This window comes from Leptospirillum ferrooxidans C2-3 (assembly GCF_000284315.1).
In the GTDB taxonomy this organism is placed as follows: Bacteria; Nitrospirota; Leptospirillia; order Leptospirillales; family Leptospirillaceae; genus Leptospirillum; species Leptospirillum ferrooxidans.
On the sequence record NC_017094.1, the window covers coordinates 1,370,413 to 1,389,976 of the forward strand.

Annotated in this window: 17 protein-coding genes; 7 read left to right on the forward strand and 10 right to left on the reverse strand. The window is 49.4% G+C overall.

Annotated elements, in window-relative coordinates; all coding sequences use genetic code 11:
• Positions 1 to 69: 69 nt before the first annotated feature.
• The 8 genes from LFE_RS07015 to LFE_RS13955 all read right to left on the reverse strand — a co-directional run bounded on the left by LFE_RS07015 (position 70) and on the right by LFE_RS13955 (position 9,663).
• Positions 70 to 1,902, reverse strand: coding sequence for an alkaline phosphatase family protein (locus LFE_RS07015; RefSeq protein WP_014449534.1), 1,833 nt, complete (start codon positions 1,900 to 1,902; stop codon positions 70 to 72).
• An 87-nt stretch (positions 1,903 to 1,989) separates the two neighbouring features.
• Positions 1,990 to 2,166, reverse strand: a complete 177-nt coding sequence (locus tag LFE_RS14140) for a hypothetical protein (RefSeq protein ID WP_158310252.1) — start codon at positions 2,164 to 2,166, stop codon at positions 1,990 to 1,992.
• Between the two features lie 1,030 nt (positions 2,167 to 3,196).
• Positions 3,197 to 3,988 carry an arsenite methyltransferase gene (locus LFE_RS07035; protein WP_014449536.1) on the reverse strand — a complete coding sequence of 264 codons (792 nt, stop codon included), beginning with the start codon at positions 3,986 to 3,988 and terminating at the stop codon, positions 3,197 to 3,199.
• 97 nt (positions 3,989 to 4,085) lie between these two features.
• Positions 4,086 to 4,622 (reverse strand): RNA polymerase sigma factor SigZ, encoded by a 537-nt coding sequence (gene sigZ / locus LFE_RS07040; RefSeq protein ID WP_014449537.1) that lies wholly within the window; start codon positions 4,620 to 4,622, stop codon positions 4,086 to 4,088.
• Between the two features lie 50 nt (positions 4,623 to 4,672).
• On the reverse strand, positions 4,673 to 5,743 hold the full coding sequence (locus tag LFE_RS07045; protein ID WP_014449538.1) for an HD domain-containing phosphohydrolase: 1,071 nt from the start codon (positions 5,741 to 5,743) through the stop codon (positions 4,673 to 4,675).
• Positions 5,736 to 6,122: a response regulator gene (locus tag LFE_RS07050; RefSeq protein ID WP_014449539.1), complete on the reverse strand. Its 387-nt coding sequence runs from the start codon at positions 6,120 to 6,122 to the stop codon at positions 5,736 to 5,738. The genes LFE_RS07045 and LFE_RS07050 overlap by 8 nt, the downstream gene beginning before the upstream one ends.
• A 57-nt stretch (positions 6,123 to 6,179) precedes the next feature.
• Positions 6,180 to 8,975 (reverse strand): response regulator, encoded by a 2,796-nt coding sequence (locus LFE_RS13130; RefSeq protein WP_081495377.1) that lies wholly within the window; start codon positions 8,973 to 8,975, stop codon positions 6,180 to 6,182.
• A gap of 478 nt (positions 8,976 to 9,453) precedes the next feature.
• Positions 9,454 to 9,663 carry a hypothetical protein gene (locus LFE_RS13955; protein WP_148272582.1) on the reverse strand — a complete coding sequence of 70 codons (210 nt, stop codon included), beginning with the start codon at positions 9,661 to 9,663 and terminating at the stop codon, positions 9,454 to 9,456.
• Here LFE_RS13955 and LFE_RS07065 point away from each other — a divergent pair.
• The 7 genes from LFE_RS07065 (at position 9,655) to LFE_RS07095 (ending at position 16,694) form a co-directional block, all read left to right on the forward strand.
• A complete protein-coding gene (locus LFE_RS07065; protein ID WP_014449541.1) occupies positions 9,655 to 10,239 on the forward strand; it encodes a class I SAM-dependent methyltransferase in 585 nt (194 codons plus the stop codon). The genes LFE_RS13955 and LFE_RS07065 overlap by 9 nt on opposite strands.
• The gene (locus tag LFE_RS13135; RefSeq protein WP_014449542.1) at positions 10,236 to 10,607 is read left to right on the forward strand and encodes a DUF5069 domain-containing protein; all 372 of its coding nucleotides are present in this window, start codon (positions 10,236 to 10,238) and stop codon (positions 10,605 to 10,607) included. The genes LFE_RS07065 and LFE_RS13135 overlap by 4 nt, the downstream gene beginning before the upstream one ends.
• An 88-nt stretch (positions 10,608 to 10,695) precedes the next feature.
• Positions 10,696 to 12,087 carry a tRNA (N6-isopentenyl adenosine(37)-C2)-methylthiotransferase MiaB gene (gene miaB, locus LFE_RS07075; protein ID WP_014449543.1) on the forward strand — a complete coding sequence of 464 codons (1,392 nt, stop codon included), beginning with the start codon at positions 10,696 to 10,698 and terminating at the stop codon, positions 12,085 to 12,087.
• Positions 12,087 to 13,220 (forward strand): LptF/LptG family permease, encoded by a 1,134-nt coding sequence (locus tag LFE_RS07080; RefSeq protein WP_014449544.1) that lies wholly within the window; start codon positions 12,087 to 12,089, stop codon positions 13,218 to 13,220. Before miaB ends, LFE_RS07080 begins: the two co-directional genes overlap by 1 nt.
• Complete coding sequence (locus LFE_RS07085) at positions 13,217 to 14,305, forward strand: LptF/LptG family permease (protein ID WP_014449545.1); 1,089 nt, start codon at positions 13,217 to 13,219, stop codon at positions 14,303 to 14,305. Before LFE_RS07080 ends, LFE_RS07085 begins: the two co-directional genes overlap by 4 nt.
• A 71-nt stretch (positions 14,306 to 14,376) precedes the next feature.
• A complete protein-coding gene (gene hemH / locus LFE_RS07090; RefSeq protein WP_014449546.1) occupies positions 14,377 to 15,471 on the forward strand; it encodes a ferrochelatase in 1,095 nt (364 codons plus the stop codon).
• Between the two features lie 155 nt (positions 15,472 to 15,626).
• Positions 15,627 to 16,694 carry a glycosyltransferase family 2 protein gene (locus tag LFE_RS07095; protein WP_014449547.1) on the forward strand — a complete coding sequence of 356 codons (1,068 nt, stop codon included), beginning with the start codon at positions 15,627 to 15,629 and terminating at the stop codon, positions 16,692 to 16,694.
• 78 nt (positions 16,695 to 16,772) lie between these two features.
• Here LFE_RS07095 and LFE_RS07100 read toward each other — a convergent pair whose 3' ends face one another.
• Both LFE_RS07100 and LFE_RS07105 read right to left on the reverse strand, forming a co-directional pair.
• Positions 16,773 to 17,822, reverse strand: coding sequence for a glycosyltransferase family 2 protein (locus LFE_RS07100; RefSeq protein ID WP_014449548.1), 1,050 nt, complete (start codon positions 17,820 to 17,822; stop codon positions 16,773 to 16,775).
• A 187-nt stretch (positions 17,823 to 18,009) separates the two neighbouring features.
• A complete protein-coding gene (locus LFE_RS07105; protein ID WP_014449549.1) occupies positions 18,010 to 19,323 on the reverse strand; it encodes a DEAD/DEAH box helicase in 1,314 nt (437 codons plus the stop codon).
• Between the last annotated feature and the right edge of the window lie 241 nt (positions 19,324 to 19,564).

Consider the following 19,564-nt stretch of genomic DNA (forward strand, 5'->3'; position numbering starts at 1 on the left):
GGAACGATACTACCCCCAAACCATAAAATGGCCACAGCGGACATGTTATCCTTCCCAACTCAGATTGAATCAGTCTCTGTGGGAAAAATCGAACAGGTTCGTCAGATCTCCGATGGACGGTCGATTTTGAGGGATATAAAAGCTCCTTTGACGATCCGGAGGAAGGGATTCAGGATGTTCGGGAAAACGAGGCATAATCGGATTGGGGAGATTGTCCAGACTCCTTTTCGACAACGGGCCAAGATGCCAGTTTTTCTCAATAAACTTGATCAGTGAGACATGATTGTAATAGGTGTGGTCGACAAACCCCCTTCGGGCGAAAGGCGAAATCAGGATCAGGGGAACCCGCGTCCCGTCTCCGAAAAACCAGAGGGGCTGGATATAGCCAGAGTCGTAATAACCTCCCCCTTCGTCGAAGGTGATGAAAATGGCCGTATTCTTATAAAGTTCGGGGTGGCTCCGGATGAGAGCGACGGTTTTCTCAAGGAAACGCTCGAACTTCGAGAGGGATGAATAGCCAGGATGTCCATCAACGCTGTTGCCCGGCTTGACGAAAGACACGGAAGGAAGCGTTCCTTTTTCGACCCGAATGCGAAAATCCTTATACCCTTGCAAATTCTTTCGAAGGTCTGTGGTCATGACCGACGTTTCAAACTGAAACGGATTACAGTGTGCGCAGTATTCCTTCGTGGGGTGCCCATGGTTCCAGCCCTGTCCGAAGTATCCCCAGGAAACTCCCTTGGCCGACAGAGCATCCCCGATCGAAGGAATGCTCTGGGGCGAAGCCAGAAACGGAGTCTTCACCAGAGGAATCCTGACTCCCTGTCCATCGTAGGCGGGGTCATAGTTATTGACCAGATAATAGGTCTTGGGAGCGCAGTCTGCCGGCCCACCGGGAGAAAACACCCGGTAGGGGAGCTGCGAAAGATAGCGCCTGATCGAGCCGACGCCAGGACTCTTGAGATTTTCGCACTCCACGTAATTTCCGCCCATTCCTGTCCGGTGGTCTCCATATCCGTCATTGGTGTAGACATTTCCCTCCGCCACTCCGGAAGCTGAGATCAGCCCCCCTTTCCGGGGATCCGGATTTTCAATCTGAGCCAACGGAGGGGTGGAGGGAATTCCGGAAGGTCTGTAAAAAGCCACATCGGCCGTTCCGATCGCGATATGGTTTGCTCCCGTTCCGCCCATGATCACCTGGTGATAGTTGTCCGCCAGAGCATAATGACGGGCAAGACGGGAAAGAACCGGTTCGTCGCCGGCGCTCATGTTGTAGAACCCCATCGACACCGATCCCTCTCCCGTCGTTTCCTGGCCAAATGGAGACGGCGGAGCGTTTCCATCCCCTCCTTCTCCGGCGGTCATCCCGACCCATGGGAACAGGTCCATGGCCCCCTTGTCGGTCTCCTGCCACATCTGGAAAAAGCGGTGGACCGGACTGCCAACAAACGTATCCCGATAGGGAACGTAGCGCGTGATTTGAAAGGGAGCGTTCGGAAGGACCGGGGGGAACATCGGGTCCGCCCCAATCGAGTGGCTCCCGAAGACCTCGCTGTTGCCTGGAGACGGTAGAGTGGAGAATTCGCCAATGATGTTAGGGGCAACACTGTAGCGTCTCAAATCGGAGGCCTCTCTCTGACGGCCCGACTGAACATTTATGCCTGGTTTTCCATCCGCTCCAATGATTCTTTCCGACAGGATATTCAGGACAAATTGCCCTAGGGGAGGAACAAAAGCACCGAATGTATCGTCGAAGGAGCGATTTTCACCGATGATCACGATGACATGTTTGATCGGTGTCTCTGTCGGAAGATCCCCTGCCCTCCCTTCCCCGACAGTCAGAATAATCATAGCCATGGATATGAAGAGGACAGACAGAAGGAATTTTCGGAGTGATTTCAATGGGTTCATCTCCCCAAACTCTGGACAGGATTCCCCGCCGGGATAAAAGATTTCACCGGGAGAATTGAAAATGCCATATGATTGCATTCAATTTATGGCTTTTGAGCATTCTTTCCGAAGAATCCAGTCGTCAGGACAAACCGGAAAAAAGAGTCGATACGATATCAGTCCTCGACCCGTCCATTCATTTTTCACAGACGTCCCTTCATGATCGGAAACCTCTTCAAGAAAGAGCTCCTGTTCAACCCTGGACATCTTTTCCATTATTTCCATCCGACATTTCGACACCGTTAAAAAATGGTAAAGAACAACCTCTTTCTTCCTGAAAGAGAATCTCTGAAAAAAGATCATATCCTTTCACAAAAAAGTTCTGAATTTGATTGATCGATTCCTCTGTCAGAATTCGGAACCCCTGCTGATAACGGGGAAAATCCTGAGAAATGGTTCAAAAACTCTTCTAAAACAAATTTCACCATCTGAATCAGGATGCCAAACCCTAAATTGACAGGCCAAACCTATCGTGATATCTGTTTCTCGTGAGATTTCTCCCAATCTCCACACTTCTTTTCTTGAAGGGATTCTTGCAGAAACTCTTGAAGGTTCAGGTGAAAGAGTGCTTTTTCTCCAAGATCTCCCAATTTCCATGATGCCAAACATTTGCTTGGAGAAAATCGATGAAAATGGAAGAGATCCGAAAAATTGCACAAGATAAAGGAATTTCGCCCCAAAAATCCCGGAAAGCCGATCTGATCAGAATGATTCAGAGAGCAGAGGGAAATAACGACTGTTTCGAATCCGGACAAGCGGAGATTTGCGGTCAGATCCATTGTCTCTGGCGGGAGGATTGTGTCTAACGGTTCCTCTCCGGATTGCTCAAAGCCCCCAAAAAGCATCCTGATTAGCACGATTGTTCAGCCAGGCGTACCAAGCCTCCGGACGGGACCCAGTTGAGAGAGTAGCTGCCAAAAGACGCATGTGCAGGGCCTTGAGACGAAGCGTCGCTTGAACAATCGAGCTAATCAGGCAGATCTTTGTGAATTCCAAAAAGGAATGAACGAGGAGGCGCAGGAGTTTTTTAAGGAACAAACACATAACGTCGAAGAGCACATAATCAACAGAATCTCATGTGGGTAGAAAATGATTGAGCTTCGTGAGAAGCTGGGAAACGGAATACACTTCGCGCCTGCGGTGAATCTCAATCAATCTCTGGCCTCAAATCCTTCAGTGACCGTGCAATGTGACCACAACCTGCCGAAAACCCGGACGCGCGATTAATCGTGCGTCCGGGTTGACCCTATTTGATGGCCTCAATGGAGGCCGACACCACATACTCCTCAATATCCGTCCCTGGCGCCCAATCGCGGATGAACAATTTGCTCTCGTCTTTTGGGAGCACAAGAATATCCGTGAATCCGCTTGTTTGCAACGCTTCGACCTCCGAAACAATGGAAGCACCGGCTATACAACCTACATAGAATGCCATGTCTTGCCGGACGGCCTCCGGCAACTCGGCGAAGGCGATGACATCCGAAATTGCCAACCGGCCACCAGGCTTCAGTACGCGATACGCTTCGCTGAACACACGGGGCTTATCCGGCGAAAGGTTGATGACACAGTTCGAGATGATGACATCTACAGTCGCATCCGCCACCGGCAAATTCTCGATTTCACCCAAGCGAAATTCGATATTCAGGTAGCCGCCCTTCTCCGTATTGACACGGGCCTTAGAAATCATTTCAGGGGTCATGTCCACACCAATGACTCGTCCCGTCACGCCAACCTGACGCGCGGCGAGAAAACAATCAAAACCGCCACCGCTACCCAAATCGAGAACAATCTCACCCGGTTTCAGTGCGGCGATGGCTTGCGGGTTTCCGCAACCCAAGCCCATGTTCGACCCCTGAGGAACAGTACCGACATCGTCTGCAGTGTACCCGAACCCTTGGGATAAGCTTTCAGAGCTTGCCATTGATGCTCTGCTGCTGTATGTCGGACCGCAGCCGCAGCCTGTTTCTAACCCCTCAGCCACACGACCATATTTTTGGCGTACGACCTGACGGATTTCGTCATTTTTCAAGGCATCCATGAATTTCTCCTGTCGTTCAAGGTTGCGACGCTCGTTGCGTCGTACTCTATAGACGGAGATCCAATGAAAAAGACGCAATCCCTCTCAAGCCTTTATTTCAGTAGCAACCCCCATCACAGTTCTTGCCGCGTGGCTCGTAGCCAATGATGCCGACTCGTCCGGTTTCGATGTCAGAGCATTCGAGCAAACGCTGACGCAGTTTCTCCCTCCCACGTTGGATCCTGGATTTTGTACCGGAGAGAGAGAGACCCAGTCGGTTGGCTACCTCTTTCTGGGGCAGGCCTTCCAGATCCGATAGAACAAGGGCTGATCGGTAAGTCTCTGGCAAATCCGCGATCAATGGCTGAAGGCATGCTGCCAACTCTGCGACATAATTGCATTCTGGCTCGGGTGCGGCGAGTTCCTCGGGAAGCTCAACCCACAACTTCTGTGAACGGTAGTGGTCCGCTATGGCATTTGCGGCGATACGGAACAACCAAGCTGCAATACTGCCGTGTGATTTGATCGTATGCAGGCTCGTGTGGGCCTTGAGGAACACATTCTGGAGTATGTCGTCCACTGCCTCGCTTTCTCTAACGCGCTTGGCGATGTAGCCTCGTAATCGAGTTTTGTATTCTTGCCAGAAATCAACCATACAAATTCTCTCCCCCGATAAATCTCCAACCGTCTTTCGATCATGGAGGGTTACTGTTCTAAGGTGTCGGTCAATGTGGCAAAATACTCGGCAAATGCTGGTACCACCAACGGAAAAATCGCCAGCAGTTGCGGATCAAACTGATCCGGACAGACCCTTCCGTCCCCTTTCAGGATAATCTCGACCGACAGGTCATGGTCGAAAGGTTCTTTGTAGGGACGCCGGCTCCTGAGGGCATCGTACACATCAGCCAGGGCCATGATCCTGGCGCACAACGGGATCTCCTCCCCCTTTCTCCCCAAAGGATAACCGCAACCGTCCCAGCGTTCATGATGGCCAAGGGCAATGTCATATCCCATCGCAAGTTCCAAAGAAAGATTCTTCTCTCCGATAATATTGGCTCCAAGGGTCGTATGGGTTCGCATGATGAACCACTCGTCCCGGTCGAGAGGTCCCGGCTTTAGCAATATCCGGTCCGGAATCCCGATTTTCCCGACATCATGCATCGGACTGGCCCGGAAGATGAGGTCCGTATAGTCAGCGCTCATCCCAAGCCGTATGGCCAGTTCTTTGCAGTAATAGGCAATGCGCTTCAAATGGGCGCCCGTTTCCTCGTCCTTTTTTTGCGCGGCCCGGATCAGCGTCTCAATCGTCTGGCGATAGCTTTCCTGTAGTTGAATGGTTCTCTGATGAACCGCCTCCTCAAGCCGCTCATTACTTTTTTGAATGTGGTCGCTGTACTCCTTGAGACGAAGGAGATTGCTGACCCGAACCAGAAGCTCAGCCCGGTCGATCGGCTTGTAAAGATAGTCGTCCACTCCGGCCTCAAGGGTTCTGAGCCGAACCGACCGATCATCGAGCGCCGTGACGATCACCACCGGTATCGTTCCATACCGGTGGTCCCCCTTGATTCTGGCCGCCAGCTCAAAACCGCTGATTCCTGGCATCATTCCGTCCGTCAGGACCAGATCCGGGTGACACGACTCCATCTGGTCGAGCGCATCCTGCGCCGAACACGCGGTCAGCACTGTATAGGGTTCCGACTTCAGAAGCGCGGTGATGAGGCGGCGACTGCTTCCCTCATCATCCACGACCAGAACCACGGGAAGACGATCAGACATCGGAAGGACCTTTTCCGGAGAGAAGAGCGGAGACTTTCTGAAGGAGATGTTCATGTCCGACCGGTTTCTGGATGTATCCATCGGAACCGGAGGCGATGATCCTGTCCTCATCCCCTTTCATCGCAAGCGCTGTCAGGGCCAGAACCGGAATCTCCCGGGTAGAAGGATCCTTTTTCAGAATGCCAATGGCCACAAGACCATCCATTCCAGGCAGGTGTATATCCATCAGGATCAGATCCGGACGGAGCGATTTGGCAAGCTCAATCCCTTCTTCCGCATCCCTTGCAGAAAGGATCCGGTAACCCGATTTTTGCAAGATGATCTCGACAAGTTTCAAGTTGATCTCGTTATCCTCAACGATCAGAATTCTTCTCGACAAAATCTTCTCCCTCCCCGAACATCAGGGTCAAAAACACATGATATCAAACGATTGGATTCAAGAAGTCCCTTTCTCCTGGACAGACGCACCACTCGCCAGTGCCCGATGAACTTCCCCCAAGAAACGATCGGACTGGAATCCGGCTTTTTCCAGAATCTGGAGAATGGATCCGTTCAGTCTGTGACGATCCTCGGTGGTGATCACTTTTGCCGTCAGAACAATCACCGGAATGGCGTTTGTAGAGCGATCGGACTGAAGGGCTTCAACCACATCGAATCCGCTGAAATCCGGCATCATCAAATCCAGAAGGATCAGCTCCGGATGAAAATTCCGGGCCATCAAGACCGCATCCTGACCGCCATAGGCGCTCAGGACCTCATATCCTCCATTGGTCAGCTGTCTGCGCAGGATTTCGACCGCATGGGCATCGTCGTCGACAACCAATACCAGATGTCGCTCTTTTTGGGTGGAAGACAGTCCCAGTTTGTTGAGAATTTTTTTCAGCTCGTTCGTATCCACAGGTTTCTGGAGAACCTGAACACTGCCAAGGGAAAAGCCGGAACCTTCCCTGGAATCCATGGTTGTGATCACCACGGGGATACCCGATAGGAGCTCGTCGTTTCTCTGAGCCAACAGAAAATCCCAGCCGTCCATATCGGGAAGTTTCATTTCCAGAATAATCAGGTCCGGTCTCTCCTGCCTGGCCATCGCCAGCCCTTCCATGGCCGTTTTGGAACGCCGAACCCGAAAGCCATCTTCTGATAGGGATCGCTCCAGAAGAAGCGAAGATTCATCGTCACTTTCGATCAGCAGGGTCATCCGGTCCGAATTTTTCCTTTGAAACGCGGGAGAGGTCAAGATCTCCTGCTCTTCGTGATCGCTTCTCCACGGGAGCCAGACATGGAAGGTCGAACCTTCCCCCAGGACGCTTTCCACCGAAACCCTTCCGCCGTGGAGTTCTGCCATACGCTTGAGCAGGGAAAGCCCAAGTCCCGTCCCTTCATAATGTCGATCCAGACCGCTGTCCGCCTGCACGAATGGCTGGAACAGACGGTCCAGATCCTTTTTTGAGATACCGATTCCCGTATCTTTCACGCTGATTTCAAGCCAGGTGGGAAAATCTGAAAATTCTGGCTCTTTCAAATCGCTGTGGCGTCGTGCCTGAAGAATGACACGGCCCCCCTTGACATTGAACTTGACGGCATTGGACAAAAGATTATAGAGGATCTGCTTGGTTTTTCTTTGGTCCAGAACGACGGGAGGAGAGTCCGGATCGACTTCTATGCTAAGGGATATCTGGTGGGCAGCCGCTTTTTCCCGCACAACTCCCAATGCATTTTGAAGAAGGTTCTGAAGATCGGTCGCCTCAAGCTCGAGCTTCATCATGCCCGCCTCAACCTTCGAGAGATCCAGGATATCGTTGATGAGGGAGAGAAGATGCTCTCCGCTTTCAAAGATGTCTTTTGCGGCGTCCGTCTGTTCCGGAGAGAGTTTACCCAGGATCCCGTCCTTCAATAACTCGGAAAAACCGATGACAGCGTTAAGAGGAGTGCGGAGTTCATGAGACATGTTCGCCAGAAAATCCGACTTGGCCTGATCCGCCATTCGCAATAACTGATTTTTCTGGAGCAACTCCCCGCTATGGGAGCGCAGTTCCGAGGCCATGATCTGCTGATTTTCTTTTTGTAGAAAGCTGTTGAGGGCTGCTCCGAGCTGCAGGGAAAGCTTTTCAAGAAAAGAAGCCTCCCGGTCGCCAATAGCCCGAATGGAACCCAACACAATCACCCCGAACCGTTGGTCCTGAAACCGGATCGGAAGCATTGCGATCTCCACAGGTGAAAATTGACAGATGCCTGTCCTGATCAAGAATCCGGGAGTGGCACCGGGCTGTCTCAACCGTTGGAGAGAGTCCGCCATGGCGGCCTCTCCCAATATCCCTTCTCCCCGATGGAAACTTCTTTCCAACTGATCATCGGTACCCTTGTGCGCTTCCAGAAGAAACACTCCCTGCCACTCGTCATAACGATAAAAGGCCGAAACCGGAAAGGGATGATCCTCTGCCAATATATTCAGTACTGTTTGGAGTGTCTCGGAGAGTCCTGAAACGGAACCGCTGAAGAGAGAAAGGATTTTCCCCTGGCTTTTTTCGATCAGAAGCGATTCTTCCAATGCGTTTTCCGCTTCGAGACGGTCACGCATTTCTGCCCGGATCCGCCAAAGCAACCCTCCAAGCAAAGCCATCAGAAAGATTGCCGCAGTTGCTATTACCCACAGGGTTTCTTGCCCTGCCACCCTGGAGGCTTCCGTTCGCTCCCGCAACAGATTTTTTTCCGTTGCATGCATCTCATTGACCAGATCGTGAATCGCTGTCATTTCCCCGATGCCTGCTCCGGCCCGAAGAAGCGCCTGAGCTGATCCCAATCCATGTTTTTGATAGGTGGAGAGAACGGTCTCCAGAATTTGGATCCGCATCTGCACATGTTGCCGGATTTCAAGGGCCCTGCGTTCTTCGAGGGGGTTGTCCGAGACTTTTTTGGGGAATTCGTCTACAACGGTTTCAAGACGTCGGATGGCATTCTGGCGTTCCCGGAGATAGAAAGGGCTTGATGTGAGAAGGTATGCGCGCTGGGCGGATTCGGCCTCGTTGATCAACGCCCAGCTGTTGTCAAGTGCTCGGAGGACCTTTTGAGTATGGTCCACCCATTCGGCGGACTGAAGATAATCCCCGGCTGACCTAAAAGCCATGAGAGCAGAAACCGCAAGAGCGGATACCGCGATGCCAAAACCCAGGAAAATCTTCTTTTCGGTCGAAACCCTCACACCCATCGGGGCTCTTTCATCGTGCGTCCTCATGAAATGATTTCATGGACAAACATGAAGATCCAGAATAGCCGTGGCGTCCCCCGTTCCCTTGGCGATCAGATCGAAATGAGCTGCCTAAACAAAAAAGCGAAATACGAACTCCAAGATCCGGCTCATCAATCAGAGGAATCAGATGGGTTGCCCGACCTTGCTGTAAAGACAAAGCCGGAACATACGAACCAGAAGACCCTGTACCCTTTCAGCAATATGAAGATAGGCGAAACGGCCGTCATGAGGGCCACACATCACCGGGAAATGCTCCCGATGATAGCACCCTTTTCTTGCACCAATGACAGCATATGATAAAAAGCTTTTATAAACTATCAACTTACAGTTTAGGAGGGATTGGTTAAAGATACTTTAACACTTTTCGCAGACAGGTCAATGCTGAATCTGAAAAGAAAAGACAACTCTTCGTATTAGTCTGGAAAAACCAATGTATGGCTTAGATCTGGCCAATTGGGGTATATTAGGCGAAAAGGCTCTCTTCCCATGATTGAGTACCCATTCTCTGACACCCGACCGATCGCTGGGAAAAGAGCATTGGAAGAGAGAGCCATGAACCATTCGGATCACCGGTCATTACAGACCTTGGCCACTTGTCCGATCCTGCCTGTTTTCGAAGACCGAAAGACATAACGTTATCGACCCTCTTTACAAGGATAGAACCATGGCTCATGTTTTTAACCCGTCCCTTCTTCACCGTCTCGATGACCCCAAGCGTCAGGAATATCAAAATCCCCAGAGCCTGATCGAAAAGATGCATCCTGTTGCCAACACCTCCCTTCTGGATTTCGGGGCGGGAGCGGGATATTTCACCTTCCCCATCGCCAGGGCTTTTCCGGAGAACAATCCGGTTCATGTCGTCGATATCCAGAAGGAAATGCTGGACCATCTGATTAAAAGATCCAAGGAGCAAGAACTTTCAGCCCGGATGGAACCCCACCTTCTTGAAGCCTTCCCGCTCTCCATTTCCGACGGTTCCGTGGGTCTCGCGTGGATGGTGAATGTGTTCCATGAAATCGACGATCGGAAAACCTCCCTTTCAGAGATTTTCCGCGTCCTTGCCCCCGGCGGTTCTCTCTTCATCGTCGACTGGAAACCCGAAGAAACACCTATGGGCCCCCCCCTGTCGGAGCGGGTTCCAGAGGTGGGAATCATCACTTCCCTTCTGGAGGCAGGATTTTCCCTGATCCGTTCCTGGGAAATCTATTCGATGCATCTGGTGATCGAAGCGCAAAAGAGTCAGGATTGAGCACTCTTCCGAGAAATGGGCGAGAGCTTGTGGGTGGTCTGCCCTGGCTTGGCCGGATGATCGACAAAGCCAGGATGATCAATGCCGGCAGCATCGGGGATTACGAGTTTCCCTGCGGAATGGACATGGAGCTTTTAAACCATCTGAAGATATCTCCAGAAGAGTTTATCGATCTTGTCAAAAACGGGGATAAGGGTGAAATGGCCTCCCGTGAAGAGTTTGATGCCGCTATTCTGGAACGACTTTCCTTGCGGACGTCTTCCCACGATGAATCGGCCATTGGAAGACGGGACAGTTTTTTTGCTTCCGTCTTTCTTGTCAGAAACAGCCGGCTTTTAAATCAGCTTGAATCAGAGGAATCTCGATAAGAACCTACAGATTCACATAGATATTTCACCCGGGTGGCCCCTGATTTCTCCGGAGCGACCCTATAGACATATTAAGGACAGAATCCAGATGATCGGCAAGGACAACCCCACCCCAAAAGAGGGAAAAACATTTTTTATACGGACATTCGGCTGCCAGATGAATGTCCATGATTCCGAGCGCATGTCGGGTCTCATGGCCGAGGCAGGCTACACCCCCGTTTCGGAAGCTTCCGATGCGTCGGTCATTCTGGTCAACACCTGTACGGTCAGGGACAAGGCTGACCAAAAGGCGCTCTCCGATATCGGAAGGCTCAGATCAGTGGCCGAAGATGGACATTCCCGCCATCTTGTCATCACCGGCTGCATGGCCGAACGCGAGGGCAAGGAGCTTTTCAGGATGGTTCCCGATGCCGATCTGGTCATGGGTCCCTCCCAGATCAGGAACCTCATTCCCCTTCTTGAAAAAGTGGAACAAGGATCTCACAAGGTGATGGGACGGGATCTCCCTCCTGCTCCACTCATAACTCCTCCGGCAGCAAGACCCCCAGGCATCATGGCCTATGTGACCATCCAGGAAGGATGTGACAAATCCTGCGCCTATTGCGTCGTACCAGCGACTAGAGGTCCCGAGATCAGCCGGACGATCTCGGATATCAAAAAAGAAGTTGAGCAACTCGTCCGGGAAGGGTATCGGGAAATCACCCTTCTCGGACAAAATGTCAACGCCTTCGGGATCAAGGAGGGGACCTCCCTGGCCAATCTGATGAGGGCTCTTGACGAGGTCGAGGGTCTTTCACGCATCCGGTTCACAACGAGCCACCCAAGGGACATGTCCATTGATTTGATCCGGGCCATGAAGGATGTCAAAAAAGTCATGCCCCATTTTCATCTTCCCATGCAATCGGGCTCGGACGCGGTTCTGGCCCGGATGAACCGAGGCTATACCCGAAAGGAATTCGCCCGCTGGATTGAACATCTCCGTGATGAAATCCCGGGAATTGCGATCACCACCGACCTGATTGTCGGATATGTGGGTGAAACACAGGAAGAGTTTGAAGAAACGCTGTCGGCTGTCGAGGAGTTCTCCTTCGATGGCGCTTTTTCCTTCATCTATTCCCCCAGACCGTCCACTCCGGCTGAAAAGCTCGAAGGAATGCCGGCGAGAGACGTCTCCGTCGCAAGACTCAACCTTCTCCAGAAAAGGATCGAAGAGCTCGTTCACAAGAAAAACAGTGGACATATCGGCGAGATCATCGATATTTTGGTCGATCGGGCCGATCCGGAAACGGGAGCGGTTTTTGGAAGGGCTCCCTGGTTCCAGAATGTCCGTGCCCAACCGTCCTTTCCCTGGGACGGCCCATCCATCCGGGAACTTCTTCCCTCCCAGGGCTCGATTGCCAGGGTCCGGATCACGGAAACCACCCGATCGGGCTTCAAGGGGGAATGGGTAACAGAGCTTGCGGTTGGTATCGGGCTTTAATGAGCATTCTTTCCCGTTATATTTTCAGGGAGCTGATCCCTCCCTTCATTATCGGGCTTTTCATTCTGGTGATCCTGATCCTGACCCAGCAGACCCTTCTGATCATGAACCTTCTCGTCAACAAGGGACTTTCCCCCGGAACGGTGGCAAGGCTAATCCTTGCCATCTTTCCCCAGTTTCTGACCATGATCATCCCGGTCTCCGTCCTTGCCGCCTCGACGGCTGTTTTTCACCGGCTGGCATCGGATGGAGAGATCATCGCCATCAAGGCTTCCGGGATCGGAATCTCCCGGCTGATTCCTCCGCTGGCCCTATTTGCCCTCATCGGATTCGCTCTGAGTCTGGGAATGTCGTTAAAAGCCATGGAAACCCAGGGGATGTCGCTACAGGATATGCTTCTGACGGTTCTGCAGAAAAAACTTTCTCTCGGGATCAAACCCCAGTCTTTTAACAACTTCATGAACAAATTTGTGATCTATGTCGACCGGATGCCGACTTTTTCGCGGATGAACGGGATTTTCATCTATGAAAAACCTGTCGGGAAAAACGATGCCGGATCGGTCATCATCGCAAAGGAAGGCCATCTTGAAAATGAGATCAATCCCCCAGGGCTCAGGCTCAAGCTGACATCGGGCACCCTTTACCGGGAAGGGACCTACCAGCAATTTGTCCGCTTCGATTCTTATGACCTGACTATTCTGGGATCCATCCCCAAGGGAGAGTCCCGGCACATCCTGAGCATCTCCGAGCTTCAGAAAAAAATCCGCGAAAGCAAAACACCCAAATCGGATGATCTTCGCCAGCTTGAAGACCGTTACAAAAACTACACCTATCCGTTTTCCTGCATCATTTTTGCCTTTATGGGGATCCCCTTCGGAATCTATGCCAAACGATCCGGAAAGCTTTCAGGGTTTGTCTTTGCAACCACCTCCGTCATCGTGTTCTATATGCTCAATACGATCGATGACCTGCTGGTTGCGAGAAAACTTCTTCCTCCCCTTCTGGCATCCCTCATTCCCGATCTTGTATTGGGATCGGTCATGGTGTTTCTACTAATTCTGGTTTTCAGGGAGATCGAGATCCCCCAGATGACCCTCCCCAAGTTCCGCTTCCGGAAAAAGGCTTCGGCGTGACGATCCTTTCAAAGTACATCGCATCCGAGCTTTTCAAGATCTTCCTGATCAGCGCGGTGTCTCTTGAAGCGATCTACGGCGTGATCGACTCGGTGGAAAAACTGAAAGACTTCTTCAGCCATCACGCGCCCCTCGCGACAATCGGGCTCTATTTTGCCTATCGATTCGTAGAGGTTGGATTCAGGGTTCTTCCCATGGCGGGGCTTCTCTCCACGATCCTGACATTGGGAATCCTCTCCAAAAACCATGAACTCACCGCCATCAGGGCCTCCGGGATCAGTCTGATCCGGGCCACCAAGCCCTTTCTCCTTCTGGGTATCATCATTACATTTCTTGAAATCGGACTGAACTACACCTTTATCCCATCAGCCTACACCCACACGGACTATATCAAGGACGTCCTGATCGACCAGGGGGGAAAAAGAGTTTCACAGAGCATCCTGAAAGATCTCTGGATCCGCTCGGGAGACCGTTATCTTTTTCACACGCTCTCTGTCGAATCGGGAGGTACGAATCTTTTCGGGGTGACCCAATATGAGATCAGCCAGGATTTTCATCTGCTGGAAACCATCTCGGCTCCGAAGGTCTTCTGGACCCAAAATCACTGGGAGTTTGTGAATGGGGTCATCACAACAATGAATCCTGACGGATCCCTGAAAAGGATCCCATTCCTTAAAAAACAAGCTCCTCTTGACCGACGCCCGGAAGACTTTTCCTATCAAAGCGTCCGGATCTCCAGGATGACCTATCCCGAGCTTGTGGAAACGATCCATGTCCTCAAAGACAGCAAGCTTCCGACCATACGATTCGAAACGGTCAAAGATGGCCTTGTGGCCTTTCCCGTCGCGTCGTTTCTGATGGTTCTCCTGGCGATTCCCTTTGGCATACGGGAAGGACGCCAGGTCGGGATCGCCAAGGGGTTTGGACTGAGCCTCATGTTTTCCCTGTCCTACTGGGTTATATACTCGTTGGGAATTTCCCTGGGCAGGGGGGGAGTGATTTCTCCCTGGCTGGGGGCATGGTTTGCCAATATCATTGTCTTTTCCGTCGCCTTTGTCCTGTACCTGATGATCAACAGGACATGAATCACGAATAGCCACCAATCATCGACTTCTGGCCATCCCGTTCATCGCGGGGAAAATGCAGGGAGAACCATATGACTTATGCCCATGACCACCATACTTCAAACCGGCAGCCATCGTTTCAGGGAAACAGGATCGGAGTGCTCCTGTTCAATCTGGGTGGTCCGGAAACCCTCGACGATGTCTATCCGTTTTTATTGAATCTTTTCTCCGACCCGGAGATCTTCCGGGTTCCAAGACTCCTGCAGCCATTGATTGCCCGGATTGTAGCCCGGAGAAGGGCTCCGACCAGCCGATCCTACTATGCCCAGATCGGCGGTGGGTCTCCTCTTCGAAAAATCACCTCCGATCAGGCCAGCTCGCTTGAAAGGATCCTCAATGCCGGAGAGTCCGGAAAAGAATACAAGGTGGTTGTCGCCATGAGATACGCTCCACCCAGAATCGAGGAAGCTCTTGTGGCGCTTGATGGCTTCAAACCCGACCACCTTGTCTTTCTTCCCCTCTATCCCCAACGCTCGAAAACCACCACAAGGTCCTCTTTCATGGAAGCCCTCGAGGCGATCTCAAAGGGTTTCCCAAAACTCGCGGATCTCCCGAGAACAGTCATTCCGGCTTATCCCGTTGAAAGCAACTACATTGCGGCTCTTTCGGGAACCATTGCGGAAAAGATCCGGGACGTTCCCGAGGATGAGCCGGCCACAATCCTCTTTTCGGCCCACGGCATTCCGGAGTTCATGGTGACCAAAGAGGGTGATCCCTATCAAAAAGATACGGAGAGCACCTGCCAGGCGGCAGAGGCTTATCTTCGGCGGGAATTCCCCCACAGGAAGCTGGTGTTCTCCCTGGCGTACCAAAGTAGGGTCGGACCTCTCAAATGGCTGGGTCCGGAAACGAAGGCAACAATTGTTTCCCTTGCTGAGAAAGGTACCAAGAACCTGATTCTGGTTCCTGTAAGCTTCGTCTCCGACCATCAGGAAACACTCTATGAAATGGATATTCTCTACAGGGATCTCGCTTCGACTCTTCCCTTGAAGCGTTTTTTACGCGCTCCAGCCCTCAACACCAGACAGGACTTTATCTCCGGACTTCAGACTCTGGTTACATCGGCACTCTCCGGGGAAAAGACTTCCTGTCAGGATTGTTCGTGCCGTTGTGGAGGCTGTCCCTAAAGAGGGATTGCTACCGCAATCAATGGACAAGCTCAACAATGGGCTGAAAGGTATGTTTTTATAAAAGCCAAAAATCCCGGATGGATATGATTGAAGATAATCAGATCAATAATTGATATCTTACCCTGACTTATTCAATGAACTTAGAGGTAAAAGTGGGTTTTTTGGAATCTGAAGATAAAATCTCTGTTATATCTACAATCTATAAACACAAGCAAAAACTGTCTCAAGCACTTGATTCCATTCTTAATCAAACTTTTAAAAACATTGAAATTATTCTTGTCGATAATAATGCTCTCCCTGAAACATTGATGGTAGCCAAGGAATATAGAGACCGTTATCCGACAATAGTCAGAATAGTATCTGAACCTACTCAGGGAATCGCATCTGCCAGGAATCGGGGAGTCAGAGAATCGACTGGAGATTTTATTACTTTTTGTGACGAGGATGACATCTGGATGCCTGATAAGCTTCTGAAACAATTGAATGTCCAAAAAAAACATCCGGAATATTCGATCGTTACGAATCTTGTTGACTTCATATCTTATGAAGATGGTCGTGTTGTTGAGTCCAGAAAAACCTTTTCTCCTCAATTCTGGGCAACTGAGCTTTTAGGAAAGACTGAACACTATCAAAAATATCCCCTTTACAACCCCCACCCATCTACGATGTTCTTTCGTAAAAGCTTAGCCCTTGAGGTTGGCCTTTTTGACGAGGGATTCAATCCTTATTGGACAGAGGATACTGAGTTTTCATTAAGAATGTATGAAAAAGGGCCAATTTATCTAATACCAGAATCATTAACCCAAATCCGGTTATCATCAAAAGAATATCTTAAGACACGCCAAGGTGATTTTGACTGGGTTGCGATCAAAAACCTGAATTATTTTTTTAGTATTCTTTGCAAAAAATTTGGATCAGATAAAGATCCTGTCTCTCGAAAAGCATTAAAAAAAATCAGGGCCCAATGGATGCGAGAATTAAGCATAAAGTTTTTAGCCTATCAAGAAGGAAAAACTTACGCTCGGGAGCTTCTGACTAGAGCACTAGCAGATCAGCCTTTCAACCTAAAAACATGGAAAATTTATTTGCGAACCTTTTTCCCTCAAAAATACTATCCATCCTTTTTTCATTTTGAAAAAATAGTTAAGGGAAGTTTACCAATGAAGGTTGATGAATCTTTATTGAAAAACTTATTCACACTTGATGAAATAAAATTCTAATTCATTTCTATAAAAACCGACATTAATTTTCCTGAGACCAGCGCAAAATCAATTCTTGTCTTAGATTTTTGAGAAAAATCATGGTAACAAAAATAACTTCTCCAATTCTTCAATATTGACATCATCTTTTAACTTACCATTTGCAAATGATTTTATATTAAGACTATTTTTCAATCTACCATCAGAATAATAAGTCCTCAAAAACCATTTCCAGTTTTTCAAATCCAATTTATCTGCGTAGATAGCCCGTAACAACAGTCTTCTAGCGAAAGCTCTTCCATCTGAATATCTTAAGATATTGTGAGAAGTTTCTCTCAATAATTGTGATTGTGATAATTGAAAGTTTTTAATGTTTTTTGAATCATTTTTATTAAAATATTGACTTACTAGTTTTTGAAAAAATAGATCCTGATTTTTCCTTGTTTGATACCAATCTAAAATCCCTTGACGTTTTTTTTCAAAAAATGACGCTGTCGCCCTACGGTAGATTGAAACAGATTTCCGAACGCCGAAAAAGGGGCCAGAGTGCCACATACGAAAAGAAAAATCTGTGTCTTCCGTATGACACGGATTAAATTTCGTATCAAAAAGTCCTGCTTTTATGGCCTTCTCTTTTTGAAAAAACATAACAGACGGAAGTATTAAAAGAGGGGGATCTTCTTTAAATCTATGATGAGATTTCATAATTGGTTTTACAAAAAACTCGACATTAGGAGCAAGATTTTGTTCATGAATTTCCTCCCCATTGTAGGAACAGACATCAATACCACCATATATAATTGATGCCTCTGGGTGAAGAAGCGCGATTGATAGCTGTGATTCAATACGCCAGGGATGCATCATGTCATCATCATCTAAGAGAGCTATATAAGATCCTTTAGCATCAAGAATACCTTTATTTCTGGCAGAACTATTTCCTTGAACAGATTCATAAACGAGTCTGATTTTTTTATTTGATTCAGCAATCATTTCTTGGATAACTTCTTTTGTTTCTTCATTTGCATTGTTATCAACTATAATTAACTCATAATTTTCATAGGATTGATTGAAAACAGATTGAATAGCTTCCTTAATCAATTCCCCTGACCTATAAGCGGGAATTACGATTGATACCAATGGATCGGCCATACCATCTCCAGAAAAATTATCTTTTAATCCAACGTGCAAGCTAATCTCTCAAAACCAAAAAGATATGACGATTTGAGCCATTATCAAGATCTCTTAAAAATCATAGATAGAATAATTAGGCTAACGAAAAGAACTCATACTTGGCGAGCATGAAACAACCCTTCTTTTATCTCTATTAAGAATGAGCTTACCCCCTTCTGGTTCTTCCCTCTGAAGAGCCAGATCGTCTGGACTCACCCCCTCCCGAGCGATCATTTCCGGAGGAAGTTTTCTGGGGAGATCGACTCGAAGGCTTCGGGCGACCCGAGAAACCCCTCCTTCCCTGCCCATTATCGATAGGTTCCGCTTTGGCATTTGGATCTGGCTCGAATCCTGGAACCACCTCCCTCGGTAAAGATATCTTGATCAGACGCTCGATTCCTTCCAGAAGCTTGTGCTCATCGATACAGACAAGAGATATGGCCTCTCCTTCGGCACCAGCACGGGCGGTGCGTCCAATCCGATGGACATAATCTTCCGGAACGTTTGGAAGATCAAAGTTGACTACATGCGGAAGTTCCGAGATATCGATGCCCCGAGCCGCAATGTCCGTAGCGACCAGAACATGAAGGGTGCCGGTCTTGAACTCCGCAAGGGCATGTGTTCTCGCTCCCTGACTTTTGTTGCCATGGATTGCAAGGGAAGAGATTCCATCTTTATTCAACTGTTCCGCCAAACGGTTGGCCCCATGTTTTGTTCGCGTAAAAACCAGGATCTGAAACCAATCATGCTGCTTGATCAACTTTGAAAGAACCGCTCGCTTCTTGTCGCGATCGACGAGGTAGATCTTTTGGGACACCTTCTCGACCGGTTTTCCGCTAGGGGTGATTTCAATGAGAATCGGATCCTTTAAAATACTGCTTGAAAGACTCTTGATCTCATCCGAAAACGTCGCCGAAAACAGAAGATTCTGTCGAGTTTTCGGAAGAAGAGAGATGATCTTCCGGATATCCCGGATAAAACCCATATCCAGCATGCGGTCCGCTTCATCGAGAACCAGAATTTCGACATGCGAGAGATCCAGCGTTCTTTGCTGGACATGGTCGAGGAGACGCCCCGGGGTCGCAACCAGAATATCCACTCCCGTCCTTAATTTCTGAATCTGGGGATTGATGCTGACACCGCCAAAAATAACGGTTGAGGAGAGTTTCATATGCTTCCCGTACTCGACAACGGACTCCTCAACCTGAGCCGCAAGCTCACGGGTGGGAGTCAGGATAAGAGCCTTGACGGGAACCCTTCTTCCTTTTTCCTTTTTATCATTTTTTCTGGAAAGGATCTCAATGATTGGCAAGGTAAAACCCGCTGTTTTTCCGGTTCCAGTCTGGGCTCCGGCCATGAGGTCCCTTCCCGACAATACAGCCGGGATCGCAGCAACCTGGATCGGTGTCGGGGTCAGATAACCCCTTTCGGTAACAGCGCGCACAATTTCTTCGGAAAGGCCAAGAGCTGAAAAAGACATGGAAAGGATCCTGACGTTAAAAGGGGGTTGAGAACTTTGTATGAGGAGAAGTTTTACATCTGGCTTTTTTGGGGGAAGCGCGGCCGACCAAATAGCTCTTCTCTGGAAAAAGATAAACTAGACCTGAACAGTATACGCTTTTATCTCCCGATATTATAGCAAAAATCATTAATTCGAATTGTCAAAGAAGGCCATGGACCCCAACCCTGGGGGAAAAGAATATGCCCGTTTCGCCATATTA

Coding starts and splice junctions, on each gene's coding strand:
- LFE_RS07065 (WP_014449541.1), top strand. CDS start 9,655: ATGGCTCATGTTTTTAACCCGTCCCTTCTTCACCGTCTCGATGACCCC.
- LFE_RS07045 (WP_014449538.1), bottom strand. CDS start 5,743: ATGTCTGATCGTCTTCCCGTGGTTCTGGTCGTGGATGATGAGGGAAGC.
- LFE_RS07105 (WP_014449549.1), bottom strand. CDS start 19,323: ATGTCTTTTTCAGCTCTTGGCCTTTCCGAAGAAATTGTGCGCGCTGTT.
- hemH (WP_014449546.1), top strand. CDS start 14,377: ATGACTTATGCCCATGACCACCATACTTCAAACCGGCAGCCATCGTTT.
- LFE_RS13955 (WP_148272582.1), bottom strand. CDS start 9,663: ATGAGCCATGGTTCTATCCTTGTAAAGAGGGTCGATAACGTTATGTCT.
- LFE_RS07035 (WP_014449536.1), bottom strand. CDS start 3,988: ATGGATGCCTTGAAAAATGACGAAATCCGTCAGGTCGTACGCCAAAAA.
- LFE_RS14140 (WP_158310252.1), bottom strand. CDS start 2,166: ATGGAAAAGATGTCCAGGGTTGAACAGGAGCTCTTTCTTGAAGAGGTT.
- LFE_RS07080 (WP_014449544.1), top strand. CDS start 12,087: ATGAGCATTCTTTCCCGTTATATTTTCAGGGAGCTGATCCCTCCCTTC.
- LFE_RS07100 (WP_014449548.1), bottom strand. CDS start 17,822: ATGGCCGATCCATTGGTATCAATCGTAATTCCCGCTTATAGGTCAGGG.
- miaB (WP_014449543.1), top strand. CDS start 10,696: ATGATCGGCAAGGACAACCCCACCCCAAAAGAGGGAAAAACATTTTTT.
- LFE_RS13130 (WP_081495377.1), bottom strand. CDS start 8,975: ATGAGGACGCACGATGAAAGAGCCCCGATGGGTGTGAGGGTTTCGACC.
- sigZ (WP_014449537.1), bottom strand. CDS start 4,622: ATGGTTGATTTCTGGCAAGAATACAAAACTCGATTACGAGGCTACATC.